Source organism: Corynebacterium sp. HMSC064E08, from assembly GCF_001811805.1.
GTDB lineage: Bacteria > Actinomycetota > Actinomycetes > Mycobacteriales > Mycobacteriaceae > Corynebacterium > Corynebacterium jeikeium_D.
The window spans coordinates 1-21,812 of the sequence record NZ_KV806702.1; the positions used below are offsets into that span (position 1 = coordinate 1).

General features: G+C 59.8%; 21 protein-coding genes. 13 read left to right on the forward strand and 8 right to left on the reverse strand.

What is annotated here, in order from left to right:
• Nucleotides 1-30: 30 nt before the first annotated feature.
• Both HMPREF2820_RS08615 and HMPREF2820_RS08620 read right to left on the reverse strand, forming a co-directional pair.
• A complete protein-coding gene (locus HMPREF2820_RS08615; protein ID WP_275043520.1) occupies nt 31-1,434 on the reverse strand; it encodes an amino acid permease in 1,404 nt (467 codons plus the stop codon).
• 124 nt (nt 1,435-1,558) lie between these two features.
• Nucleotides 1,559-2,551 carry a 2,3,4,5-tetrahydropyridine-2,6-dicarboxylate N-succinyltransferase gene (locus HMPREF2820_RS08620; RefSeq protein ID WP_016422397.1) on the reverse strand — a complete coding sequence of 331 codons (993 nt, stop codon included), beginning with the start codon at nt 2,549-2,551 and terminating at the stop codon, nt 1,559-1,561.
• An 83-nt stretch (nt 2,552-2,634) separates the two neighbouring features.
• Between HMPREF2820_RS08620 and HMPREF2820_RS08625 the strand changes: the two genes are divergently transcribed.
• The 6 genes from HMPREF2820_RS08625 to HMPREF2820_RS08650 all read left to right on the forward strand — a co-directional run bounded on the left by HMPREF2820_RS08625 (nt 2,635) and on the right by HMPREF2820_RS08650 (nt 8,001).
• Nucleotides 2,635-3,525: a hypothetical protein gene (locus HMPREF2820_RS08625; protein ID WP_246822251.1), complete on the forward strand. Its 891-nt coding sequence runs from the start codon at nt 2,635-2,637 to the stop codon at nt 3,523-3,525.
• A 5-nt stretch (nt 3,526-3,530) separates the two neighbouring features.
• Nucleotides 3,531-4,667, forward strand: coding sequence for a succinyl-diaminopimelate desuccinylase (gene dapE / locus HMPREF2820_RS08630; protein ID WP_070603693.1), 1,137 nt, complete (start codon nt 3,531-3,533; stop codon nt 4,665-4,667).
• 69 nt (nt 4,668-4,736) lie between these two features.
• A complete protein-coding gene (locus HMPREF2820_RS08635) occupies nt 4,737-5,564 on the forward strand; it encodes an LOG family protein (protein ID WP_049193669.1) in 828 nt (275 codons plus the stop codon).
• Between the two features lie 45 nt (nt 5,565-5,609).
• Nucleotides 5,610-6,422 (forward strand): dihydropteroate synthase, encoded by an 813-nt coding sequence (gene folP / locus HMPREF2820_RS08640; RefSeq protein ID WP_070603694.1) that lies wholly within the window; start codon nt 5,610-5,612, stop codon nt 6,420-6,422.
• A gap of 222 nt (nt 6,423-6,644) precedes the next feature.
• Complete coding sequence (locus HMPREF2820_RS08645; RefSeq protein WP_005509573.1) at nt 6,645-6,812, forward strand: DUF3117 domain-containing protein; 168 nt, start codon at nt 6,645-6,647, stop codon at nt 6,810-6,812.
• 313 nt (nt 6,813-7,125) lie between these two features.
• Complete coding sequence (locus tag HMPREF2820_RS08650; protein WP_048732862.1) at nt 7,126-8,001, forward strand: methyltransferase domain-containing protein; 876 nt, start codon at nt 7,126-7,128, stop codon at nt 7,999-8,001.
• Between the two features lie 3 nt (nt 8,002-8,004).
• On the opposite strand, the gene budA is transcribed toward HMPREF2820_RS08650, so the two are convergent.
• The 3 genes from budA to glgA all read right to left on the reverse strand — a co-directional run bounded on the left by budA (nt 8,005) and on the right by glgA (nt 11,807).
• Nucleotides 8,005-8,754 carry an acetolactate decarboxylase gene (gene budA / locus HMPREF2820_RS08655; RefSeq protein WP_080969585.1) on the reverse strand — a complete coding sequence of 250 codons (750 nt, stop codon included), beginning with the start codon at nt 8,752-8,754 and terminating at the stop codon, nt 8,005-8,007.
• A 130-nt stretch (nt 8,755-8,884) separates the two neighbouring features.
• On the reverse strand, nt 8,885-10,408 hold the full coding sequence (locus HMPREF2820_RS08660) for a glycoside hydrolase family 5 protein (protein ID WP_070603695.1): 1,524 nt from the start codon (nt 10,406-10,408) through the stop codon (nt 8,885-8,887).
• A gap of 202 nt (nt 10,409-10,610) precedes the next feature.
• Complete coding sequence (glgA, locus tag HMPREF2820_RS08665) at nt 10,611-11,807, reverse strand: glycogen synthase (protein ID WP_070603696.1); 1,197 nt, start codon at nt 11,805-11,807, stop codon at nt 10,611-10,613.
• Nucleotides 11,808-11,919: 112 nt separating this feature from the next.
• Between glgA and glgC the strand changes: the two genes are divergently transcribed.
• The gene (glgC, locus tag HMPREF2820_RS08670) at nt 11,920-13,137 is read left to right on the forward strand and encodes a glucose-1-phosphate adenylyltransferase (protein ID WP_042388575.1); all 1,218 of its coding nucleotides are present in this window, start codon (nt 11,920-11,922) and stop codon (nt 13,135-13,137) included.
• Nucleotides 13,138-13,477: 340 nt separating this feature from the next.
• Here the strand turns inward: glgC and HMPREF2820_RS08675 are convergent, their stop codons facing one another.
• Complete coding sequence (locus tag HMPREF2820_RS08675; RefSeq protein ID WP_070603699.1) at nt 13,478-14,152, reverse strand: O-methyltransferase; 675 nt, start codon at nt 14,150-14,152, stop codon at nt 13,478-13,480.
• Between the two features lie 158 nt (nt 14,153-14,310).
• Between HMPREF2820_RS08675 and sigE the strand changes: the two genes are divergently transcribed.
• The 4 genes from sigE to tatB all read left to right on the forward strand — a co-directional run bounded on the left by sigE (nt 14,311) and on the right by tatB (nt 17,435).
• Nucleotides 14,311-14,964 (forward strand): RNA polymerase sigma factor SigE, encoded by a 654-nt coding sequence (sigE, locus tag HMPREF2820_RS08680; RefSeq protein WP_049171940.1) that lies wholly within the window; start codon nt 14,311-14,313, stop codon nt 14,962-14,964.
• 78 nt (nt 14,965-15,042) lie between these two features.
• Nucleotides 15,043-15,408 carry an anti-sigma factor family protein gene (locus HMPREF2820_RS08685; RefSeq protein WP_016422410.1) on the forward strand — a complete coding sequence of 122 codons (366 nt, stop codon included), beginning with the start codon at nt 15,043-15,045 and terminating at the stop codon, nt 15,406-15,408.
• A complete protein-coding gene (locus HMPREF2820_RS08690) occupies nt 15,408-16,727 on the forward strand; it encodes a S1C family serine protease (protein WP_070603700.1) in 1,320 nt (439 codons plus the stop codon). The genes HMPREF2820_RS08685 and HMPREF2820_RS08690 overlap by 1 nt, the downstream gene beginning before the upstream one ends.
• A gap of 111 nt (nt 16,728-16,838) precedes the next feature.
• A complete protein-coding gene (gene tatB, locus HMPREF2820_RS08695) occupies nt 16,839-17,435 on the forward strand; it encodes a Sec-independent protein translocase protein TatB (protein WP_070603702.1) in 597 nt (198 codons plus the stop codon).
• A 256-nt stretch (nt 17,436-17,691) separates the two neighbouring features.
• Here tatB and HMPREF2820_RS08700 read toward each other — a convergent pair whose 3' ends face one another.
• Nucleotides 17,692-18,825, reverse strand: coding sequence for an Mrp/NBP35 family ATP-binding protein (locus tag HMPREF2820_RS08700; RefSeq protein ID WP_049193006.1), 1,134 nt, complete (start codon nt 18,823-18,825; stop codon nt 17,692-17,694).
• Nucleotides 18,826-19,144: 319 nt separating this feature from the next.
• Between HMPREF2820_RS08700 and HMPREF2820_RS08705 the strand changes: the two genes are divergently transcribed.
• Entirely contained in the window at nt 19,145-19,627 is a 483-nt protein-coding gene (locus tag HMPREF2820_RS08705; RefSeq protein ID WP_042388577.1) for a YflT domain-containing protein, read from the forward strand.
• Nucleotides 19,628-19,670: 43 nt separating this feature from the next.
• Here HMPREF2820_RS08705 and HMPREF2820_RS08710 read toward each other — a convergent pair whose 3' ends face one another.
• Nucleotides 19,671-20,894, reverse strand: coding sequence for a magnesium and cobalt transport protein CorA (locus tag HMPREF2820_RS08710; protein ID WP_049171991.1), 1,224 nt, complete (start codon nt 20,892-20,894; stop codon nt 19,671-19,673).
• Nucleotides 20,895-20,937: 43 nt separating this feature from the next.
• Between HMPREF2820_RS08710 and HMPREF2820_RS08715 the strand changes: the two genes are divergently transcribed.
• Complete coding sequence (locus HMPREF2820_RS08715; RefSeq protein WP_048732840.1) at nt 20,938-21,693, forward strand: type 2 periplasmic-binding domain-containing protein; 756 nt, start codon at nt 20,938-20,940, stop codon at nt 21,691-21,693.
• Nucleotides 21,694-21,812 lie beyond the last annotated feature (119 nt).

Here is a 21,812-nt window from a genome sequence, read left to right on the forward strand (position 1 = left end):
GAGCACAGGCCCACAATTAGGAGACACGCCCTAGTTGCTTTCGCTGGACTCGAGAGCCTCGCGGGCCGCGGTGCGGCTCTTCTTAGTCAGTGCAGCGAGTACCGCGAGGAACGCAGTGACACACACAACGGCGATAACCTGCTGGCGAGCACCAGGATCGGTGAGCATGCCAACAGCGAGGCCCAGGATCAGGATGACCGCTACCCAGGACAGTGCCGGGTAGGCCCACATGCGAACGGAAAGCTCGTTGTTGGCCTCCATCTGCGGGCGCAGCTTAATCTCGGACAGAGCGATGACCAGCCAGATCACCAGCAAGCAGCCGCCGACAGCGTTCAGCAGGAAGACCAGGACGCTCGAGCCGTCGAAGACAACCTGCAGACCGACGGAGACGAAGGCGAAGACCATCGACATGATGACCGCACGGTTCGGAACTGCGCCTTCATTGGTGTGGGCGAAGAAGCGCGGTGCCTCACCGCGGGTGGACATCGAGTAGACCAGGCGAGAGGTTGCGTAAATCTGAGCGTTGAACGCGGACAGCAGCGCCAGAACGATAATGGCCTCCATGAAGCCAACGGCACCCGGAATGTTTGCCTGCTTCAGAACCTGGGTGAACGGCGACTCAGCTGCGGAGTCAGCGCCGTCAATCTGGGAGTACGGCAACAGCAGGATGATGACGGTCACGCAGCCCAGGTAGAACACAGAGATGCGGAAGATCACCGAGCGGACAGCAGCAGCGATGGAGCGTTGCGGATCTTCAGCCTCAGCAGCGGCGATTGTGACAATCTCGATACCGCCGAAGGCGAAGGCCACGGCCAACAGACCAGCGGCAATGCCGGACACTCCATTCGGGAGGAATCCGGACTCGGCAATATGCGTCGTACCGACGAAGCTGGTGCCTGGCAGCAGACCGAAGAAAAGAAGAACGCCAATGACCAGGAACGCGATAATCACCGCGACCTTGATGAACGCGAACCAGAACTCGAACTCGCCGAAACCGCGCACATTCGCCAAATTCACTACAGCGAAGAAGACAACACAGATCAGGCCTGGAATCCAGCCCGGAATACCGAACCACGCACCCATGATGGCACCGGCGCCGGTGATCTCAGCACCGAGCACCATGATGAGCATGAACCAGTAGAGCCAGCCGAGGACAAAGCCAGCCGAGGAACCAAAGGCCATCTCGGCATAGGTGGAGAAGCTACCCGGTGTCGGGCGGGCAGCGGCCATCTCGCCGAGCATCTGCATGACGAGGACGACAATGAAGCCAGCGATGACATAGGAAACTAGAACACCCGGGCCAGCTGCCTTAATGCCGACGCCCGTACCAAGGAAAAGACCGGCACCGATTGCGGAGCCAAGACCCATCATGGTCAGGTGTCGAACCTGCAGCCCCTTGCCCAGCTGAGCTGTCTCGCCGGAGGTGGAGGTAATTTGCGATTCGGTCATGTCGCAAACATTACCTCGCTGATAACAGGGGCAATAACCGTATTACGGGTTTACCCCCATTCACCGTTTCGGGGCCAATTAATGTGTCTTCAAGAGCACCGAAAGTAGGTTATCCGGCCAGCTCATCCGGCACGTCGGCAAGCTGAGTGAAAGCAGCGGCACCTTCGTCATTGCCCGGGCGTTCCGTGCGGCGGACGCACACCGCCGAGTGGTCCGGGTGATGGTAGAAGTGCATGTTGTCGCGGCCCGAAATTTCCCATGCCTGAATACGGCGGTTCTCCGCGGGGACATCGATGGGCGTATCGGGGGCAATGAGGATGCTTCGGTCAATAATGCAGTCATTACCGAGGCTGACGCCGACGGTGCCGGCCGCGATATCGATGTGGCAGCGCTCGCCAACCGTGAGCGGCTTACGCTGACCGGAATCGTCATGAGCGGCAATGATGGAGGCCGACAGTCCCACCTTCGTGTGCGCGCCAATGACGACACCGGAGGATAGACGTCCCTCAATCTTGCATGGGCCCAGAGTGCCCGAGTTCAGCGAGACAAATCCCTCGCGCAGTACGGACGTACCCGGTGCCAAGTAAGCGCCCAACCGCACGCGCTCGGCCTCTGCAATGCGCACACCGGCGGGCAGCACATAATCGACCATGCGCGGCATGCGGTCGATGGCGTAGACGTGAATCAGACCGCGGACGCGCAAGTGGGTGCGCAGTTGCTCGAAGTTGTCCGGCAGACATGGCCCCTTGTTGGTCCACGCCACCACATGGAGTAGCTCGTAGAGCCCCTTGGTGTTTAGCTGGTGCGGCTTGACCAGGCGGTGGGAGAGCAAATGCAGGCGCAGGTAGGCATCGTGCGGGTCGACAGCAGGCTTGGACAAATCCTCAATGGACGTGCGCACTGCCACCTGCTCCACGCGGCGATCCTCGTCCAAAATCACCTGACGAAGCAACTGTGGGGTCAGATCAGCGGCGCCGAGCCGGTGAGTGCTCGATTCTACGACCTCATCGCTTAACTGAGGTGCGGGAAACCAAGTATCGAGAACTGTACCGTCCATTGCGATGTTGGCGATTCCCGTAGCGACAGCACCAGATGTAATCATGATTCTTAATATTAGTATCCCTTTAAGGAATCTTCGCGGAAGGATGAACTATGCCCCTAGCTGGCCTTGAAAGCACACAGAAAATGAAGCAGTGGTTCTTAGTTAGCCTCATCATTGCTGTTAGTGTGCTCGGACTCGGCTTCGTCCTGGCCGTGCCGGTGGTCTTCTATGTCGGATTCGCACTGCTGAGTGCTTGGATTCTTGCCGTAGCCAGCTTCTTTGGTTTCGTTTTGCCACCGCGAGCAATGCCAATTGGGGCAGTCGGCGTGGTGATTGCCGCAGTGGTTGCGCTCATCGCGCCGAACCGTCTTGTGCTGGTTATCGCAGTTGCCATCGCGGTGGGGCTCGGCGGTGGCATGATTGCCCGCCTTTTGCTGGAGCGCAAGAACCGCGATCAGCAGGCACGCATCGATGCCCTGCCGATGTGGGAGCGCGACGAGCTGGGCGATGTCGCCGAAACGCTTCGTCCTGCTTATCGACGAGACATCGATCCCACCCCAGTGCAGCTGCCACATGCAACGGCCAAGATTGTTGCGGCCGTCTGTAAGCCGCTGGCCGGTTCTACGGTGATTGTCAGCACGAATGAGCTGCGTCCGGTGATTGCGGTCTATGGCTCCCGTGTAGCTGTGGTCTATGGTCCCGGCGCGGGCGTTGTCGAGGAGGAAGGTGGCGACGGAGAGGCGACCGATTCTGCGGGGGAGGAGCGGGAGCTGGGGTCGTCGGCAAGCGAAACTCCGGAGGCAATCATTGCCCAAACTCTCCCGGAAGGAGTGAAAACCCTGGTCTTTGAGGTGGCTGATGGGCTTAAGCGACCGGCGGAGGGGAGAATTGGTGTGACCTCCGCCGAACCGCATGAGCTGGCGCTGTTCCTCGGTGGTGGCGCGCCCGCCAATGGGGATGCGATTAATGGTCGTGCGGCGCATATTCATCACAAAATTCTGGTTTCGCTGGCGCACAATGGTTTGTACGCTTAATTGATGTGAAATCGAAGTTAAATCTGCTCCAAGATCCTGTAGACCTCACGGCAGCACTGGTGGACATCGAATCGGTGTCCCACAATGAGACCGCGATTGCGGATGCCGTCGAGGTGGCATTACGTGAGGTCGCGCAGGCAGATGAGTCGATTGAGGTCCTGCGCATTGACAACAACGTGATTGCGCGGACCCATCGGGGGTTACCGCAGCGCGTGATTTTGGCAGGGCACCTGGATACGGTGCCAACTGCGGACAATGTGCCCTCGACGCGTGGGGTAGACGCGCAGGGGCGAGACACACTGTTTGGGTGTGGAACTGTGGATATGAAAAGCGGTGACGCGGTCTACCTGCATGCTTTTGCGACGCTGGCGGCAAGCCAGGAGTTGCAGCGCGACCTGACACTCATCATGTACGAATGCGAAGAAATCGCCGCGGAGTTCAACGGGTTGCGGCACTTGAGTGAGTCGCATCCGGAGCTCCTGACTGGCGATGTCGCTCTGCTGGGCGAGCCCAGCGGCAATGTCATCGAAGCCGGCTGCCAGGGCTCTATTCGCCTGCGTCTGACCGCGCACGGCACACGTGCACACTCGGCCAGGGCATGGCTAGGCGACAACGCCGTGCACAAGTTAGCACCGGTGCTGTCACGCATTGCCGCCTATGAACCACAGACTGTGGATATCGACGGTTTGGCCTACCGCGAAGGGCTCAACGTCGTCTGGCTGGAGGCCGGGGTTGCCACCAATACGCTTCCCGACGAGGCGGTGCTGCGAGTCAACTTCCGATTCGCGCCCAACCGCAGCGCCGATGAGGCCATGGCACACTTCCGCGAGGTGCTGGGACTCGACGAGTTTGCGGCCGAGGATCTCACCGTCGATGTCGAGGATGCGAGCCCTGGGGCACTGCCGGGACTGCATGCGGCTGCTGCGAAGGAGTTGGTTGCAGTCGCAGGCGACGTCGTAAAGCCCAAGTTTGGGTGGACCGATGTGGCGCGTTTTTCGGCGCTCGGCATTCCTGCGGTGAACTTTGGCCCGGGTGACCCGGCGTACTGCCACAAGAAGGACGAGCAGATTCCGGTCGAGTGCATTACGGCACTGTGGGAGGACCTGCGGCGGTACTTGACCACCGCGCCGGTGGCTGAGTAAGCCTAGAATCACACCCTGCCCTCGCTGAGCGGGTGCGCGTATGTCATTGCTGGCATACATTGTGAGGTTATGAAACCTGTACGTACTCCGTCCCCAGCTAAGCGCCGTGCACTCCGCGGCCCAATCGCGATTCGACAGGCGGGCGAACCGCAGGCGTCTACGACCGACCGCAGGCTGTTGTCACACAATCCGAACACGGACTGGCTGCACAACGACACCTGGCGTGTGCTGCGCATTCAGTCGGAGTTCGTTGACGGCTTTGGTGCGTTGGCGGAGATTCCGCCGGCGGTGACGGTGTATGGTTCGGCACGTTTGCCAGAGGACAGCCCGTACTATCAGTGGGGCTTCGACCTGGGCAAGGCGCTGGCGGAGGCGGGTTACGCGACCATCACTGGTGGCGGCCCGGGCATCATGGAAGCCGCCAACCGCGGCTGCTACGACGCCGACGGCCTGTCCATTGGGTTGGGCATTGAGCTGCCGCACGAGCAGCACTTGAATGACTGGGTCGACCTGGGCATGAACTTCCGCTACTTCTTCGTGCGGAAGACCATGTTCCTGAAGTACTCGCAGGCGTTTATTTGTCTGCCGGGTGGTTTCGGCACGCTCGATGAACTCTTTGAGTCACTGGTGATGGTGCAGACCGAGAAGGTGGAAAATCACCCAATCGTGCTGCTGGGCACCGAGTTCTGGTCGGGGCTGGTTGATTGGATGCGCGAGAAACTGGTGGCCATGGAGCTGATTTCTCCGACTGATATGGACCTTTTCCTGGTCACCGACTCCATTGAAGAAGCGGTCGAGTACATCGAGGCCGCGCACGAAAAGCTGATGGAAGAGTGTGAGCCGACCCCCGACGTTCCCGAAAAGCTCCGCCGAGTCCGTCGCTTCAGCGAGAGGTAAGACGCTGTGCGGAGTTTTTATCAGGACTCCGCGGTGCCGACGGTGATGGCTATCGTCAATCGCACCCCGGATTCCTTCTATGACCGTGGCGCAACGGCTGCGGAGGAGGCCGCGCTTGCTCGCGTGGACGAAGTTGTTGCGGCAGGCGCAGGCATTGTTGACATCGGCGGCGTCAAGGCCGGTATCGGTGCGGAAGTAACTGTTGCCGAGGAAATTGAGCGCGTGGTGCCGACCATCGCGAAGGTTCGCGAGCGCTATCCTGACCTGCACATTAGCGTCGACACCTGGCGCGCCGAAGTCGGGGAAGCCGCCATCAAAGCTGGCGCCAACCTCATCAACGACACTTGGGCAGGCCATGACCTGGAGCTGCTGGAAGTCGCTGGCGCCCACGGGATGGGTTACGTCTGCTCGCACACCGGTGGAACACTGCCACGCACCAATCCGGTTCGCGTGCGTTACGACGACGTCGTGGACGATGTCATCTCAGAAACCGGCAAGCTCGCCCAGAGGGCAGTGGACGCTGGCGTGCCGGAGGACCGCATCCTCATCGATCCCACCCACGACTTTGGCAAGAACACCTACCACGGCCTCGAACTTCTGCGGCGCTGCAATGAGCTCGTGGCTACAGGCTGGCCGGTGCTTATGGCGCTGTCGAATAAGGACTTCGTCGGTGAGACTCTGGACCGCCCGGTCGAGCAACGTGTGCCCGGCACCTTGGCCGCGACTGCCCATGCGGCAGCTGCCGGCGTTGCGGTGTTCCGTTCGCATCAGGTGTCCGAAACCCTTGATGTCTGTCGCATGACTCTGGCTATTTTCGGTGATTTTGCACCACTGCATCCGGTGCGTGGGCTGGTGTAAGGGGCGTAGTTTGAGGCGCTTCACCCATGCCGCTGCGTGAAATAAAGGACTATGATGAAGAGAAGTAGTCGAAAATGCCGACAGGGATTCTAAACCGGAATCTTGAACCGGGGTCTTAGACCGAGGTCTTGAACCGGATTGTCAATCTCCCGGCTACCACAGCTGAGCTGGGGTAGCTGGTCGTCTCCTGCATCGACATTGTCTTAGAACGAAGGAGTTCACATGGCAGCAATGAAGCCGCGTACCGGTGATGGTCCGCTGGAGGCAGTTAAAGAGGGCAAGAAGATTGTGATGCGCGTCCCCGCAGATGGTGGTGGGCGCCTGGTGGTGGAACTCTCCCCAGAGGAGGCCAAGGAGCTCGGCGCAGAGCTCGTAGCAGTAGTGGAGTAGCAGAGTAGTGGGGTATCGGGTAGAGGCCGGGTAGTGGCCGGGCCTGTCCGGTTTTGACCCAGCGGCGACCTACACAGGTGGTGTAGGTCGCCTTTTCTTTTTCAGGTGATAACGGCTCGAATGAGGGGTTATGAACAAAAAGTACGGGCTGCAAATGTGAAACTGTGGGAGTTTATGACACTTTCAATCCAGTTTTCGGGCAATTTTTGTCATAAACGTAGTCAGTAACTCGCATTGGAGTTACTTGGCTGAGCTCGACACGGGCTAAGATAGTGAAAATTATTTTTCTAGCTCAGTTTGAGGAGTGACCGACGTGCTAGCTGACATCATTGATGTGCTTGCTGACCCCATCGATGGCACTGATTTGAAGTTTGGTGATGCCGAACGAATGACTCTGAAGTCCGAATCCGGACATAGCTATGATGTCGCCCGCCAGGGTTACGTTACGCTCGCCGGTGGGGCTGGTCTGCGCTACACCGGCGATGACGCCAAGATGATTACCGCCCGCGAGGAGTTCCTCTCTGGTGGCCACTATGCTCCATTCGTTGAGGCAGTTACAGGCAACGTCCAGGACGTGCTTGACGACGCCAACGTGTCCGAGGCCGCCAGCCCAGTCATCTGCGAAGTCGGTGCGGGCACTGGTTATTACCTCGCACACACGCTGGACAGCATTCCCAATTCCCGGGGCGTGGGCATCGACGTCTCAGTGCCGGCCGCCAAGCACCTGGCCAAGAGTCACCCGCGGCTCGGTGCGGTTGTGGCCGATGCGTGGGCGCGTCTGCCGCTGCGTGATGGCTCCATCGATGCGCTTACAGTCGTCTTCGCACCTCGCAACGCGGAGGAGTTCGCTCGCGTGCTCAAGCCGGGCGGCCAGGTTGTGGTTCTGACTGCCACCACTGGTCACTTGGGTGAGCTTCGTGAGCCACTGGGCATCATTGATGTCGAGCGCGGCAAGGTCGAGCGCATGATTTCCCAGGCAGAGGGGCACCTCGTGCCTGTTGGCGACCCGGAGCTGGTGGAGTTCGGTATGAACCTCAACCAGGGTGCAATCGCCGCGCAGATCGGTATGAGCCCGTCGGCACGCCATATTCATCCGGAGGTGCTGCAGGAACGCATTGCGGCGCTACCTGCAGAGATGCACGTCACCGCCCGTGCCTACGTCACTCGTCTTGGCCGCCCGGGAGACTAGCGTTTACTCCTTGACCTCGGTTTTGTGAATCTGCTCGTCCAGGTCTTCCGGATCCAGGTCAGCATCCGAGAATTCCGCCGTTAGCGGAAGGCGAAGCTGCAGGTCAGTGCCCGGGCACAACTCGATAGTGCCCGAGCGCAGCTTAAAGTCCAGCACATGCCCGCCGCCGGTGCCGCCTTCCGCAAGGAAGTGCACGTGACAGCCGGGCACCGAAATTCCCTTCTCGTAGACCGGCGTGCGGAAGCCCGCAATCGTGCCCCGCAGGTTCTCAAAATCAACCGACGCGTCTTCTTCCGTCGCATCAACCATCTTCTGATACGGCTTTTCCTGCTTTACGACGGTTCGAGTCTTCACCCACTCAAATTCGCCGGTAATCCGCAGTGCGTACATAAAGTTTTGGCTCGGTACCAGGGAATCGATGATGGGGCTAATTTCCTTGCGAGTCAGGTTTTCCGGCGCATCCATCACCGTGTGGGGAACGAAGTTGGTCACCACCGTGTATGGGCTGCGCTGATCCATGGTGGCCCGGGTCGCGGAGCCGTCGTGACGCACCTGCCAGCAAACACCGTCGAGGATTACCATTTCACCATCGAGACCGTCGAAGGTGCCGATGCCGAAGTTTCCATGTCCAAGGATTTCGCCAATGGTCATCTCGCCGTCGTAGATGCCATCGAGCAGTGCGGACATCAGTGAGTTTTGGAAAATTGTGTGTCGGACCGTTGGAAAATTCTCGTGAGTGGTCATGGAAGCCATTATATTCTCGATTTTTGTAGCCCAAGCTGGGGTGGGTTGCAGGTCCGATGGCGGGGGAGGACCCTGCGGCACGAAGAACGCCCTGCGGAAGAATTCACAGGGCGTGATTTGGTGAATCGAGCGGTTGGTTCTACTTCGGCTGGATGGTGACTGACACCTTGTCAGCAGTGGAGACGATATGAACCGTCTGGCCATCGGCAGCGACAGTGGCGTGGCCACCCTCGACATTCACTGTGAACCCATTCGGGAAGTTGATTGAGGGCACAACGAGCTCGCTGGTGGAACCAGGTGCGAAAACTCCGGTGCCGTCGACGCGGCTATTGTTCCAGCTGGCCTGGTAGACACGGGTGTCACGGTTCCAGTCGGTAGCTTGCGGGGTGCCTGCGACCGCTCGCAGGTGTGGAGCGGCGAGGATGGTCATCTTGTCGCGGTTGAAGGCATCGGCACCTACAGGTCCTGGAACAGTAGGGTCGAAGACCATGCCCTGTTCCTTCTGGTTCTGCGTCGTCGGGTCGTTGCATCCGCAGTAGGACCAGTACTGCCAGCCGACCATGTGGCGGCGGGCAAGCGAAATTACGCCATTGAGGGTATCGGCATCGTCGGTCGCACCGAACTCGGACAGCAGTGTGGCCGAGCCGTTGTCGGATGAGACAATTTCCGCATTGTCGAAGGTACGACCATCGAAGAAGTCACAGCCCGTGTAGGTGTTGAACAGGGCATTCGTGGTGCAGTAGACATGCCAGCTGAGGGCCGTACCAGCGGTTTCAGGAACCTCCGGGGCTGCCGGATTCGTGTTCAATCCGGTGTTCCACATGGAGTAGGGCTCGTAGTGGACAATAGCGTCCGGGTCCTTGTCGACAATCTGATTGGCAGCCTTCTGGTGCAGTTCATCGAGCTTTTCCTTAGCCGGGCCGCAGTCGCCGAGAGCCAGATAGCACAGTGGGTATGCGGAGCCTGGCCACGGTTCATTTATGATGTCGTAGCCCATCAGTCCCGGCATGTCGCCAAGGCGTTTGGCGACATGGCCCCACATGGCTGCGTAACGCTCCTGCAACCCAACGCCGCCTGGCCCTTCGCGGTTATTCAGGAAGTTGTCGTATGCCCTAATGAGGCCGATATTGAGGGCCTGGTTAGCGGGGAAGCCAACCTTTAAAAGGCTGGGAACGCCGTCGTCAATGACAGCCCAATCCGGGGCAAATTCGCCTTCGAACTTCTCGTTGTACATGTCCTGGTGAGCATCGACCAAGACCGCGATTCCACGCTCGGTGAGCATAGAGATAGTGCGGGCAATGGAATCCAGGTATTCGTCGTTGTACTCGCCGGGCTTTGGCTCTACTGCTTTCCAGATAATGCCGACTCGCATGGAGTCGAAGCCCTGCTGCACGAGCCAGTCAGCATCGTCCTCGTTAAAGCCTCCGGCCTCGGGGGTGTAAGGATCGTGCTTGTAGACGATGTTCGACCCCTGAGTGAGGAAAGCTCGGCCGTCACCATCGGTAAACCAGCGACCGGACTGCCCAAGGGGACCACGCTCGGTGATGGTAGCGGTACTAGGGGATGGTGCTACTTCTGTAGCGAGCGCCTGATGCGGTACTGCACCCGCTAGCGCTATGGCAATGGCGGCACCAGCTGCTGCCACCTTCTTAGTGAATCTCATACTCAGGATGCTATTGACCAGTAATGATAAATTCAGCCAAAACTCAAATTAGGTTTAGAAAAGTGGGCAAGGGCATAAGTAAATGTCCTGAACGGGGTTAGTAAAAAGGCTAAGAAAGGCCCACCGCTTCCTTCTCGGAAGCGATGGGCCTTATGAGGAGACTCCGTCCACCGCGCATCTGTGGCGTCTCGCAGACAGCCAGCTACATCAAAGACTTATAAACCTCAACGGTCTGCTGAGCGATGTTCTCCCAGCTAAACACATCTTCAGCACGCTTCTTACCCGCCTGGCCAATCTTGGTAGCGCGGTCGCGGTCGGCGACCATGTTGTTAACCGCGGCAGCGATTCCACGCTCGAAGCCCTCCGGATCAGACTCGTCGTAGTGAACCAAAGTGCCGGTTTCGCCATCGACGACAACCTCCGGAATGCCGCCGACATCAGAGGCGACAACGGCGGTGCCACAGGCCATAGCCTCAAGGTTAACGATGCCCAGCGGCTCGTAGATGGACGGACAGACGAACGAATCCGCGGCTGTCAGGATCTCCTGGATCTTCTCCTTCGGCAGCATGTCCTGCACCCAGAAAATGCCATCGCGCTTCTCCTGGAGGTCATGGACGAGCTGCTCAGTCTCCTTCGCGATTTCCGGGGTGTCCGGAGCGCCGGCGCACAGAACGAGCTGCACACCGTCGTCGAAAAGCGATGCGGCCTTGACCAAATGAGCGACACCCTTCTGACGGGTGATGCGGCCGACGAACGCGACCATCGGGCGAGACGGGTCAACGCCGAGCTCCTCCAGGACAGACCAGCCGTTCTGTTCCTTGGACTCTTCCCACGTCGGGCGCGGGTACCACAGCTCGGTGTCGATACCGTTCAGGACAACGTGGACCTTGTCGGGGGAGATACGCGGGTAGGCATCCAGGATGGCGTCCTTCATGCGCGCGGAAACAGCAATGACAGCGTCTGCGTACTCCATAGCATTGCGCTCGGACCAGCTGGAAACGTCGTAACCGCCGCCGAGCTGCTCGCGCTTCCACGGACGGTGCGGCTCCAGTGAGTGCGCGGTGGCCACATGCGGAATGCCCTTGAGCAGACCAGTGAGGTGACCGCCCAGGCCTGAGTACCAGGTGTGAGAGTGGACGACATCAATGTCGGTTGCCGCGGCGGCATTTGCCATGCGCAACCCCGTGGACAGCGTCTTAATCGAGGCGTTGGCATCCTTCAGCTCCGGGTCAACGCCGTGGACATATACATCCGCCTCATCGCGAGGAGCACCCATGCAGTGCACATCGACGTCAACGCCGTCGAGGCCGCGCATGAAACGAGTCAGTTCAGTTACGTGAACACCTGCTCCGCCGTAAATCTCCGGAGGGTATTCCTTGGTCATCATGGCAACACGCATAGTTCCAGCGTAACCAGATTTGACAATTTCCGTCGCTTGATATGCCTGGGTGTGGGTAGCGGGGAGGGGAGACTGGCAGCGAGGAACGTAAATCGCATATAGGTTGGTTGGTGTGAGGAGTCAACCACATGTTTTGTCCATTGTCCTTGCCGGTGGCGAAGGCAAGCGTCTCTTCCCGCTGACGGAAGACCGCGCTAAGCCCGCCGTGCCTTTCGGCGGTAGCTATCGGCTTATCGACTTCGTGCTGTCGAACCTGGTCAACGCAGGTTTCTTGAAGATCTGTGTGCTGACCCAGTACAAGTCCCACTCGCTCGACCGTCACATTTCGCAGGCGTGGCAGTTGTCCGGCATCACCGGCCAGTACGTCACCCCGGTGCCGGCTCAGCAGCGTCTGGGTAAGCGCTGGTTCACCGGTTCGGCGGACGCGATCCTGCAGTCGCTGAACTTGGTTTATGACGAGGATCCGGAGTACGTCATCGTCTTCGGTGCCGACCACGTCTATCGCATGGATCCGCAGCAGATGCTGGAGGCCCACATCGAGTCTGGCGCTGGCGTGACCGTCGCTGGTATCCGCGTCCCGCGTTCTGAGGCTAGCGCATTCGGTGTCATCGATGCCGATGACAACAACCGAATCACCGAGTTCCTGGAGAAGCCGGCTGATCCGCCCGGCACCCCGGATGACCCGAACTCGACGTTCGCGTCGATGGGTAACTACATCTTCACTACCTCCGCGCTTATCGACGCTATTAAGCGTGACTCGGAAGATGAAAACTCCGACCATGACATGGGCGGAAACATCATTCCGATGCTGGTAGAGGAGGGCGAAGCTTTCGTCTGGGACTTCAAGGACAGCTACGTTCCGGGTGAGACCGAACGTGACAAGGGCTACTGGCGTGATGTCGGTACCATCGATGCCTTCTACGAGGCCAACATGGACCTGATTTCCGTCCACCCGGTGTTTAACCTCTACAACAAGAAGTGGCCAATCCACACCTTCTCGGAGGAGAACCTGCCTCCGGCCAAGTTCGTCCAGGGCGGTATTGCTCAGGCTTCGATGGTCGGTGCTGGTTCGATTGTCTCCGGTGGTACGGTCCGCAACTCGGTGATTAGTACCAACGTTGTGGTCGAGGATGGCGCGACGGTGGAGGGCTCGGTTCTCTTCCCAGGCGTTCGCGTCGGCCGCGGAGCAGTGGTTCGCCACGCGATTTTGGACAAGAACGTTGTAGTTTCCGACGGCGCCATTATCGGTGTCGATCCGGAGAAGGACGCAGAGCGCTTCAAGGTCAGCGCTGGTGGCGTTGTGGCCGTTGGTAAGAACCAGGTTATCTAGGCTGGTTGAGTCCGAGCGGCTGCAAAAGGGCACGTACCGTGGGGTACGTGCCCTTTTTCTTCTAACCCTTTTTGCTACCTAGTTGCTACCTAGCCCCAAAACCGGCAGCCCCAAAAATTATGGGCTGCACGTGTGGCTACGGGCTTCGCCTGTGAATACGGGCATGGGCTGCAAATGTGAAACTGTGTGAGTTTATGACACTTTCACGCCATTTTTCGGGTCATTTTTGTCATAAACGCAGTCAGTAACTTGGCTTGACCCGCCGCCGCGAGCCATAAACACAGTCAGTAACTCGGCTCGGCCCACCGCTGCCGCTAGCCGGCCGGCCAACAGTAGAAAACTACTTCTTCACCAGCACAGTGGTGCCAGCTGCTAGAGGTAGGCGCATCACGTAAGCGTCGTCAAGCTGGAGCATGTATTCGTCGGCTTCGCGGGCAGCGACGGTGTCACGGTCAGTGCGTGACGAGTCAGCGACAGTGCCGTCGAGGAGCGCGCCGGTCAGGACGAGCGCGCCACCGGAGCGAAGCAGCGGCCAGGCCTTTTCCTGGGCGGCGCGGAGGATTGCCGGGACGACGTCCAAGTAGACCAAGTCGTAGGAGTCGGCGGCCAGTCGATCCATGACCTCCAGTGGCTGCGAGGGCAGGAAGCGCTGTCGGTTGGGGCGGATGCCTGCGGCTCGGAAAGCGGACTTTGCCAGAGACTGGTGCTCGAGCTCCGGGTCGATGCAGGTGAGAACGCCGTCATCGCCGAGGCCGGCGGCCAGGTGCAAACCGACTACGCCTGCCGCAGGCGATGCGATGACAGCGGCGGGGTGACCGTCGCGGCGGGCACTGGTCAGAGCCATGAGCGAGGTCAAAGCGGCGCCGGTCATCGTATCGGGGACGGCAACTCCGTATTCGCGAGCGCTCTCTCGGGCGCTTTCAAGGGCCTCGGAGACTACGGTCGTGTTGTTGACGTGCTGTGCAATAGCGTCACGTGCGGATAGCGGGGTAGCAGAAGAACTCGTTTCGGACACGCTCTATAGCGTAGGAAAAAACTCCGCTCAGGGCAGCGGGGCACGCCGGTCAGTGCCGGACTAGGTGCGTAAACAAGCCTCAAATTTGTCTGGACTCTCAAACTATTTTCAGGGTAAGGTCACTACAAACCTAAGGTTGGTAAGGAACACTGAACCTCATGCCCGAACGAGTCAAGTCCGAACGAGTCAGCGGAGGCGCCAGCCGCGAGGACGCCGCGTCCGCTGACGTAACTGAGCAACTGTCCGGCACCGCGGCTTTTGACGCAGGTGTGGGGGAGATGCCGTCGTGGTCGGAACTTGTCCAGGCCCACGCGGATAGTGTTTATGGGCTCGCATATCGGTTGACTGGTAACCAGCAGGACGCGGAAGACCTGACGCAGGAAACATTCATGCGTGTGTTCCGCTCGCTGAAGTCATACCGTCCCGGCACTTTTGAAGGCTGGCTGCATCGGATTACCACTAACCTGTTTTTGGATATGGTCCGGCACCGGCAGGTCATCCGGATGGAGGCGTTGCCGGAGAACTACGACCGCGTCCCGGGCACGCTGAAGACGCCGGAGCAGGCCGTCGATGACGCGATGCTCGACCCGGATTTGGAAATCGCGCTGGCTGAGCTGCAGCCGGATTATCGCGCGGTGGTTGTCCTCTGTGATGTGGTGGGGCTGACCTACGAGGAAATTGCCAGCACTCTTGGGCTCAAGATGGGCACTGTGCGTTCACGCATTCACCGGGCACGTTCCAGCTTGCGGGCGACGTTGGAGCGCCTGGAGAAGGAACGGCAGGAGCTGCCGGAGTCGGTCACCGCAGGCTAGATTTCCCGCACTCAATCCGCGGGAGCGGCTATTGTGGGGCTAGTTAAATAGGCGTGATTTCTGGAGGTGCTGCAGTCTGTGATTCAGCAGGGCGATGACAAGCGTTTTTTGTCAACGGAGCATCTCGGCACCGAGGCAATTGCCGCTTTTGTTGACGGCGAGTTGTCGGTCGTAGCTGAGCGTCGTGCGCAGGCGCACCTGATGGCATGCCCGGAGTGTCGCCGGGAGGTCGCGAAGCAGCGGCAGGCAGCCAAGCGTCTGCGTGATAGCGCGCCCTTGCACATTCCAGCTGAGCTGCGCGCTCGTATTGCTGATTTCGCAGGCAGTTGCGAGGACTCAGAGCCCCATCGGTCGGCGCGGCATCTCGCGCACCGTCCGCCGGAGTCGCTGAGCGCTGCGTTGGAGCAGATTGTTCGCGGTTTTCGTAAAGGTGGTAGTCACTAGTGGGCAAACATCGCTCTTTCGATGATTCCGTGTTTGCCCCGGACACCGATCGTGCCGCCGCAACTGGCGGGTTACAGCGTGCTCCAGGGCAGAAGCTTGACGACGACACCAGTGCGACCGCCCAAGAGTATTCGCCGTGGCAGGATTCGTCGTCACGCATGACGACGGGGCGTCCAGCCCGCAAACCCGAAGCGAAAAAGAAACCTCGCCCGAAGACGGCTCCCCGCGTCAGCGCGCGGGAAGTGATTTTTGGCCGCGAGGTGCCGTGGCGTGTGATTGCGGCGTCATCGGCCGTGGTGCTGCTGATTGGCGGTGTAGGCGGCTTTGTTGGCGGTTGGGCTGGCAAGTCTTTCCGCTCGGACTACCAGCGTGTGGAGCTGCAGCAGATTGAGGGGCGGCCGGGCAACGGTGATTTGACCGAAATCGGCAAGGTGGCGGAGGCTCTTCGTCCCGCGGTGGTGTCGATTGCGGTCAGTGCCGGTGAGGTCTCGGGCGTGGGCTCGGGGTTTGTCATTGATGGTGACGGTCATATTTTGACGAATAACCACGTCGTTTCGGCGGTGGCGGACCGGCAGGATATGCAGGTCTCCGTAACGTTTTGGGACGGCGGCAAGCTGAAAGAGGTGCCGGCCAAGATTATTGGCCGCGACCCGAAGACCGACCTCGCCGTAATTAAGGTCGAAGATGTTGCGGGGCTGACCGTGGCGCAGCTTGGTGATTCCAACGCGGTTGCGGTCGGTGACACAGTGATTGCGATGGGCTCGCCGCAGGGGCTGGGCGGCACGGTGACCTCGGGAATTGTCTCCGCGCTTAATCGGCCGGTGCGCCTGGCCGCTGAAGGGACTGACACGGACGGCTACGCCGATGCGATTCAGACCGATGCCTCCATCAACCCGGGTAACTCCGGTGGTCCGCTGGTGGATATCCGCGGTGCCATTATCGGTATTAATACGGTGATTTTCAGTAGCTCGGGTGGCTCACAGGGGTTGGGCTTTGCGATTCCAATCAATTCAGCCGTTGCCATCGCTGAGCAGCTCATTGCCGGTGAGCAGCCGGTTCATCCTGGGATTGGCGTGACAGTGCGCACGGTTTCCAATGGCGCACTGACTGGTGCCGAGATTGCCAGCATCCTGCCGGGAGGTGTTGCCGACCGGGAAGGCCTGCAGGAAGGCGACGTGATTACGGCTGTGGGAGACCGCGCGGTATCGTCCGCAGATGAGCTCACGGTGGCGCTGTGGACTGTTGGCGCTGGTAATGAGGCGGTATTGAAAATCGTTCGTCACGGAGCCGAGCTGGAGGCGAAGATCACGCCGGAGTAGGGGGGCGCTGGTTTCGACCGGTTTCGGCTGGTTTCTGCGGATTTGGCAGATTTGGTGGATTTGGCCGCGCAATGCTGCATGCGAGGTGCACTGTAACTAAGGTGGTATAACGTGTTTTCTAATGTTGGCTGGGGCGAGATTCTTGTCCTCTTTATCCTCGGACTAATTCTCATCGGACCTGAGCGGTTGCCGAAGGTAATTGAGGACGTCCGCGCATTGCTTCTGGCTGCGCGCACCGCAATCAATGACGCACGCGATAACCTCTCGGACGAGTTCGGTGAAGACTTCGATGATCTTCGCAAGCCGCTGCAGGAGCTCAACGATCTCCGTCGTCTCAACCCGAAGACCGCCATCACCAGGACGCTTTTCGACGGCGATGACACCTACCTGGACATGCTCTCCGGTAAGCCCGCAGCGGGTGGTGGCGGAACTGGTGCAGCCGGAGCTGCAGGAGCGGCAGGAGCGGCCGGGCCTGCGGGTCAGCAGTACCAGCAGTCCAATACGAACCAGCCAGTGCAGCCGGCTCCGTCGCAGCAGCCGCTCCCGCAGTCGGCTCAGCAGCCAGCCCAGCAGCCGGGAACTTGGCAGGATCCAGTTGCCCAGGCCCGCCAACAGCAAGCGCAACAAACACCACAGCAGCCGCAACAACCGCAACAACCTCAGCAGCCCCGTGGGGTGCAGGCCTGGGTCGACGACGACAACCTATAGAGGTTGCAAACCGTGCCCGACCGCAAGTTACTGACTAGGTTTATGACACTTTGAGCACAAATTTTGCCACGAAAGTGTCATAAACCTAGTCAGTAAGTGCACGCAGCCGCTTCGGCGGATACACCGCTCGCACCACCGAAAACACCACCAGCAACACATACGCCCCAGACACCGCAGCCACAAAAGCAGACGCCCCCTTCCCGGCACCGAAACTACCGGGGAGGGGGCGTCGCTGTGATCGTCGTAAAGCGAAGGCCTACTTCGGAGTCACGCCCAAGCCGAGCGACTTGCCTGCGAGCGACTCGCGACGAACAACCAGCTTGTCAGCGATGGCGTTCAGGGCCTCGCCCGCGCCCGAATCCGGCTTGGACAGGACAATCGGGGTGCCCTTGTCGCCGCCTTCGCGTAGCTCTGTGTCCAGCGGCACCTGGCCGAGCAGCTCGACCTTTCCGCCGGTGATCTGGGTAAGACGACGGGCAACGGTCTCGCCGCCACCTGCGCCGAAGACCTCCATCTTGGAGCCGTCGGGCATTTCCATCCAGCTCATGTTCTCGATGACACCGGCGATGCGCTGGCGGGTCTGCAGCGAAATGGTGCCGGCGCGCTCTGCGACCTCGGCGGCGGCCATCTGCGGGGTAGTAACAATCAGCAGCTCAGCGTTCGGCACGAGCTGCGCCACGGAGATGGCGATGTCGCCGGTTCCCGGGGGCAGGTCGAAAAGCAGGACGTCCAGGTCGCCCCAGAACACGTCTGCGAGGAACTGCTGGATAGCGCGGTGCAGCATTGGCCCACGCCAGACAACCGGTGCGTTGTCGTCGACGAAGTGTCCGATAGAAATCAGTGACACGCCGTGCGCCTGCGGAGGCATGATCATGTCGTCGACCTGGTGCGGCTTTTCCTCGGAGCCCATCATGTGCGGGATGGAGTGTCCGTAGACGTCGGCATCGAGGACACCGACAGAAAGGCCCTTCGCGGCCAGCGCGGCGGCGAGGTTCACGGTCACGGAGGACTTACCGACGCCACCCTTACCGGAGGCGACGGCGAACACGCGGGTGCGGGAGTCCGGCTGGGCGAATGGGATCACCGGCTCGGAGGCGGTGCCGCGGACGGCGTTGCGGAACTCGCGGCGCTGCTCGTCATTCATCACATCGGTGGTGACGGTGACGTTGCCAACGCCCTCGATACCGTTCAGCGCCTCTTCGGTGCGCTCGATGATGGTGTTTTTCATGGGGCAACCGGCAATGGTGAGGTAAATCTCCACGGCCACGTCATTGTTGTCCGCCACCGAGATGGACTTGACCATGCCAATCTCGGTAATCGGGCGACGTACCTCAGGATCTTCGACCTGCGCCAGGGCGGTGCGAACTTCAGCTTCAGTAATCGTAGACATTATGTAGTGAATCTTATCGTGAGACCCCGCAAGACAAAGAACTACTGACAAAATCAGTAGTTTGCCGCTTTACGACGGTCACAGCGACCAACCCTTCCGGCAAGAGCGGTGGCGGTGGAATGGGCGGCGGACCAGTCGGTGGAACAATTGCCAATCGTCTGACGTTGTCCTTGATAGAACGCCTTTTGGCGATAGTTTTAGCAATATTTTCAGCAACTGAGTCACCATTTACTGTGACAACAACTGCAAGGGAACGGTGAGAGTACCGATGGCAAATGGGGAAGCGGGCAGCGGTTGGGGGAGCGGCCGGGAACAGAGCATGAAGTCCCGGTTGCCTCAGCGCCAGGTGCCCGAGGGGTGGCCGGTGGGCAGTTTCACCAACTACTCCGACGCGCAGGCGGCGGTGGATTCGCTCAGTGATCGCGATGAGTTCCCGGTTTCCGACCTCACCATCGTCGGTGTTGACCTGATGCAGGTGGAGCGCGTAGTCGGCAGGCTGACCTGGCCGAAGGTGCTCGGCGGCGGCGCACTGTACGGCCTATGGATGGGCCTGTTCTTCGGCCTGATTCTGGGGCTTTTCCAGGAAGATTGGGTGAGCCCGCTGATTGTTGGCCTCGGTATGGGCGCCATCTTCGGCATCGTGCTGGCCGCAGTTCCGTACGCAATGCAAAACGGCAAGCGGGATTTCTCGAGCACTACGGAGATTGTTGCCCGTCGCTACGATGTCCTGTGCAATCCCCGCAATGCTGAGCGGGCCCGTGACCTGTTGGCGCAGCGGGCGCTCGGTGGGAACCGCGGGTAGGTTGCTGTATCCGTCGTAAAGCGATGCCTGCCAGAAGCAGAGCCTATAGCCACTTGTTGCGGCGCAGGACCCACACCAAAAACGCCACGATGGCGAACATGATGGCGAGGACGATGAAGTAGCCGTACTCCCAGTGCAGCTCGGGCATGTGGTCAAAGTTCATGCCGTAGATGCCAGCCAGGGCGGTCGGGACGGCGAGAATAGCCGCATACGCCGAGATAGTACGCATATCCTGGTTCTGCTGCAGCTGGATTTTCACGGCGGCGGCGTCGATGAGGGCGGAGAGTCGTTCGTCGAGTCCGGAGACGAGGTCCGCGGCGGCGAGCTGGTGGTCGAGCACATCGGAAAGATAACGGCTGACGTCCTTAGGCATGATGTCTTCCCGCAGATTCATCAGGGAGCGCAGCGCCGGTGTCAGCGGATCGATCGCGTGGCGCATCTCCAGGATCTCTCGTTTGAGGATGTAAATGTCCTCAATATCCGAATCCAAGTTCGGCTCGAAGACTTCGTCTTCCATGATCTCCACGCGATCTTCCAGCTGCATCGCGATGCGCAGGTACGCATCGACGAGATTGTCCGTCAGCGCCCACAGCACGCCCGCGGGGCCGTAGTCGATGGCGTCGGTGGTGTTCTCCACGCGTGCGCTAATGCGCTGCATATCCGAGCTCGGCATGCCCATGCGAATGGTGATGACGTACTCCGGGCCGATAACAATCATCAGCTGGCCGGAGCGAATAATCTCATTTTCGTCATCCGCGAGGCCTTCCGGGGAGTAATGAATCGAGCGAATTACAAAAACCACGTGATCATCGTGGATCTCAATCTTGGGACGCTGGCGGTTAGTCAGTGCGTCCTCCACCGTCAGCTCATCCAGCCCGTAAAGCTCGGCGATGGCGTCCATCTGTGTCGCGTTGGGACGCGACAATGACAGCCACGTGAAGCCCTCGCCAAAATTCCGTACCTCGGACAGCCCGGAGAAGTGGTCGTAGGTGCCGGGCAACCGCTTGCCGCCGATGTAGACGCCGCAATCGCGCAGGGCATCGCGCACCGCCCTCGACTGTCCTGTTCCTGTGCTTGACGACGAGCCGTTGGTGCGCGTCACCTTCGAGACAGCCGACTTCGCTGCGGATTTAGCCGCATTCGTCGCCCGAGCGGTTTTACCGGGTTTTGCTGTGGCCGACGGTTTTGGGCTTTGACTGGCCGAGCTAGTTCGCGGATTGCGAGCCTTCGCCGAAGCGCTGATGTTGCGGCTTTTCTCTTCGCCCATTCTGGGTGACCTCACAATCCGTTCGTAGGTTACGCTGGTGTCGATGATTGATTCTAGACGTGCGAACGCCGGGTTCCACTTTCGCATCCGCTCAATGGGGTGCAAGGGTAGCTCCACGGCTACTGCGTGCACTTTTACCGCCCTGGCGTTGGTCACTGGGGCGACGGGGTTCGGTCTTGCCGCATGTTCTGATTTGGATCCGCAGATGCCCGTTCCTCCTGAGCAGGAGGCGGTAGTGACTGTCGGGGCAGACCTACGCAACCCTGAGCAAGCAGCTCTTGCGTACGTGTATGCGCAGAGCTTTGAGAGGATAGGTCGGCAAGCGGAGGTCGTTGGCATTCGCAATGCTGACGACCGGTTGCGGGCCGTACGCAATGAAGCGGTCCTGGTCTCCTTCGGATGCACAGGTGAGCTACTCGGCCTGAGCGACCCTGCGTCGGCGGCTTCACTGGCGGAGGAATACGCGGACGACTCCACCCCGGACAAGCAGTTCAGCGGCGAGTGGCGCGACCGTGTGTACGACGCATTTTCGCGGTCGCTGCCGGGCGAAGTAATGGCCACCGACGCGGGCATGGCACAGGGCTGCGCAGATGTGTCAGCTGACAATGCCGGGGCTGACTTGCCGCAATGGCTTGTGCCTTTCTACGTCAAGCCAGCGCTGGACCGAGATGATCGAGTCCGCGTGCTCAATGAAATTGCGGGTTCGCTGAGCACTGAGGACTTAAAGCTGATGACCCGGGCTGTGGCTGGTGGCGCCAGCCCTGAGTTGGTCGCTCAAGAGTGGCTGGACAAGGCGTAGTCGGCGTGGCGGGGGCTAGTTGTGGCGGTATCGGACGTGTATCTGCTGTTGGCTGCCGCCAAGTTTGTTGATTAACCCATGAATGCGGGCTGCAAATGTGAAACTGTGCGAGTTTATGA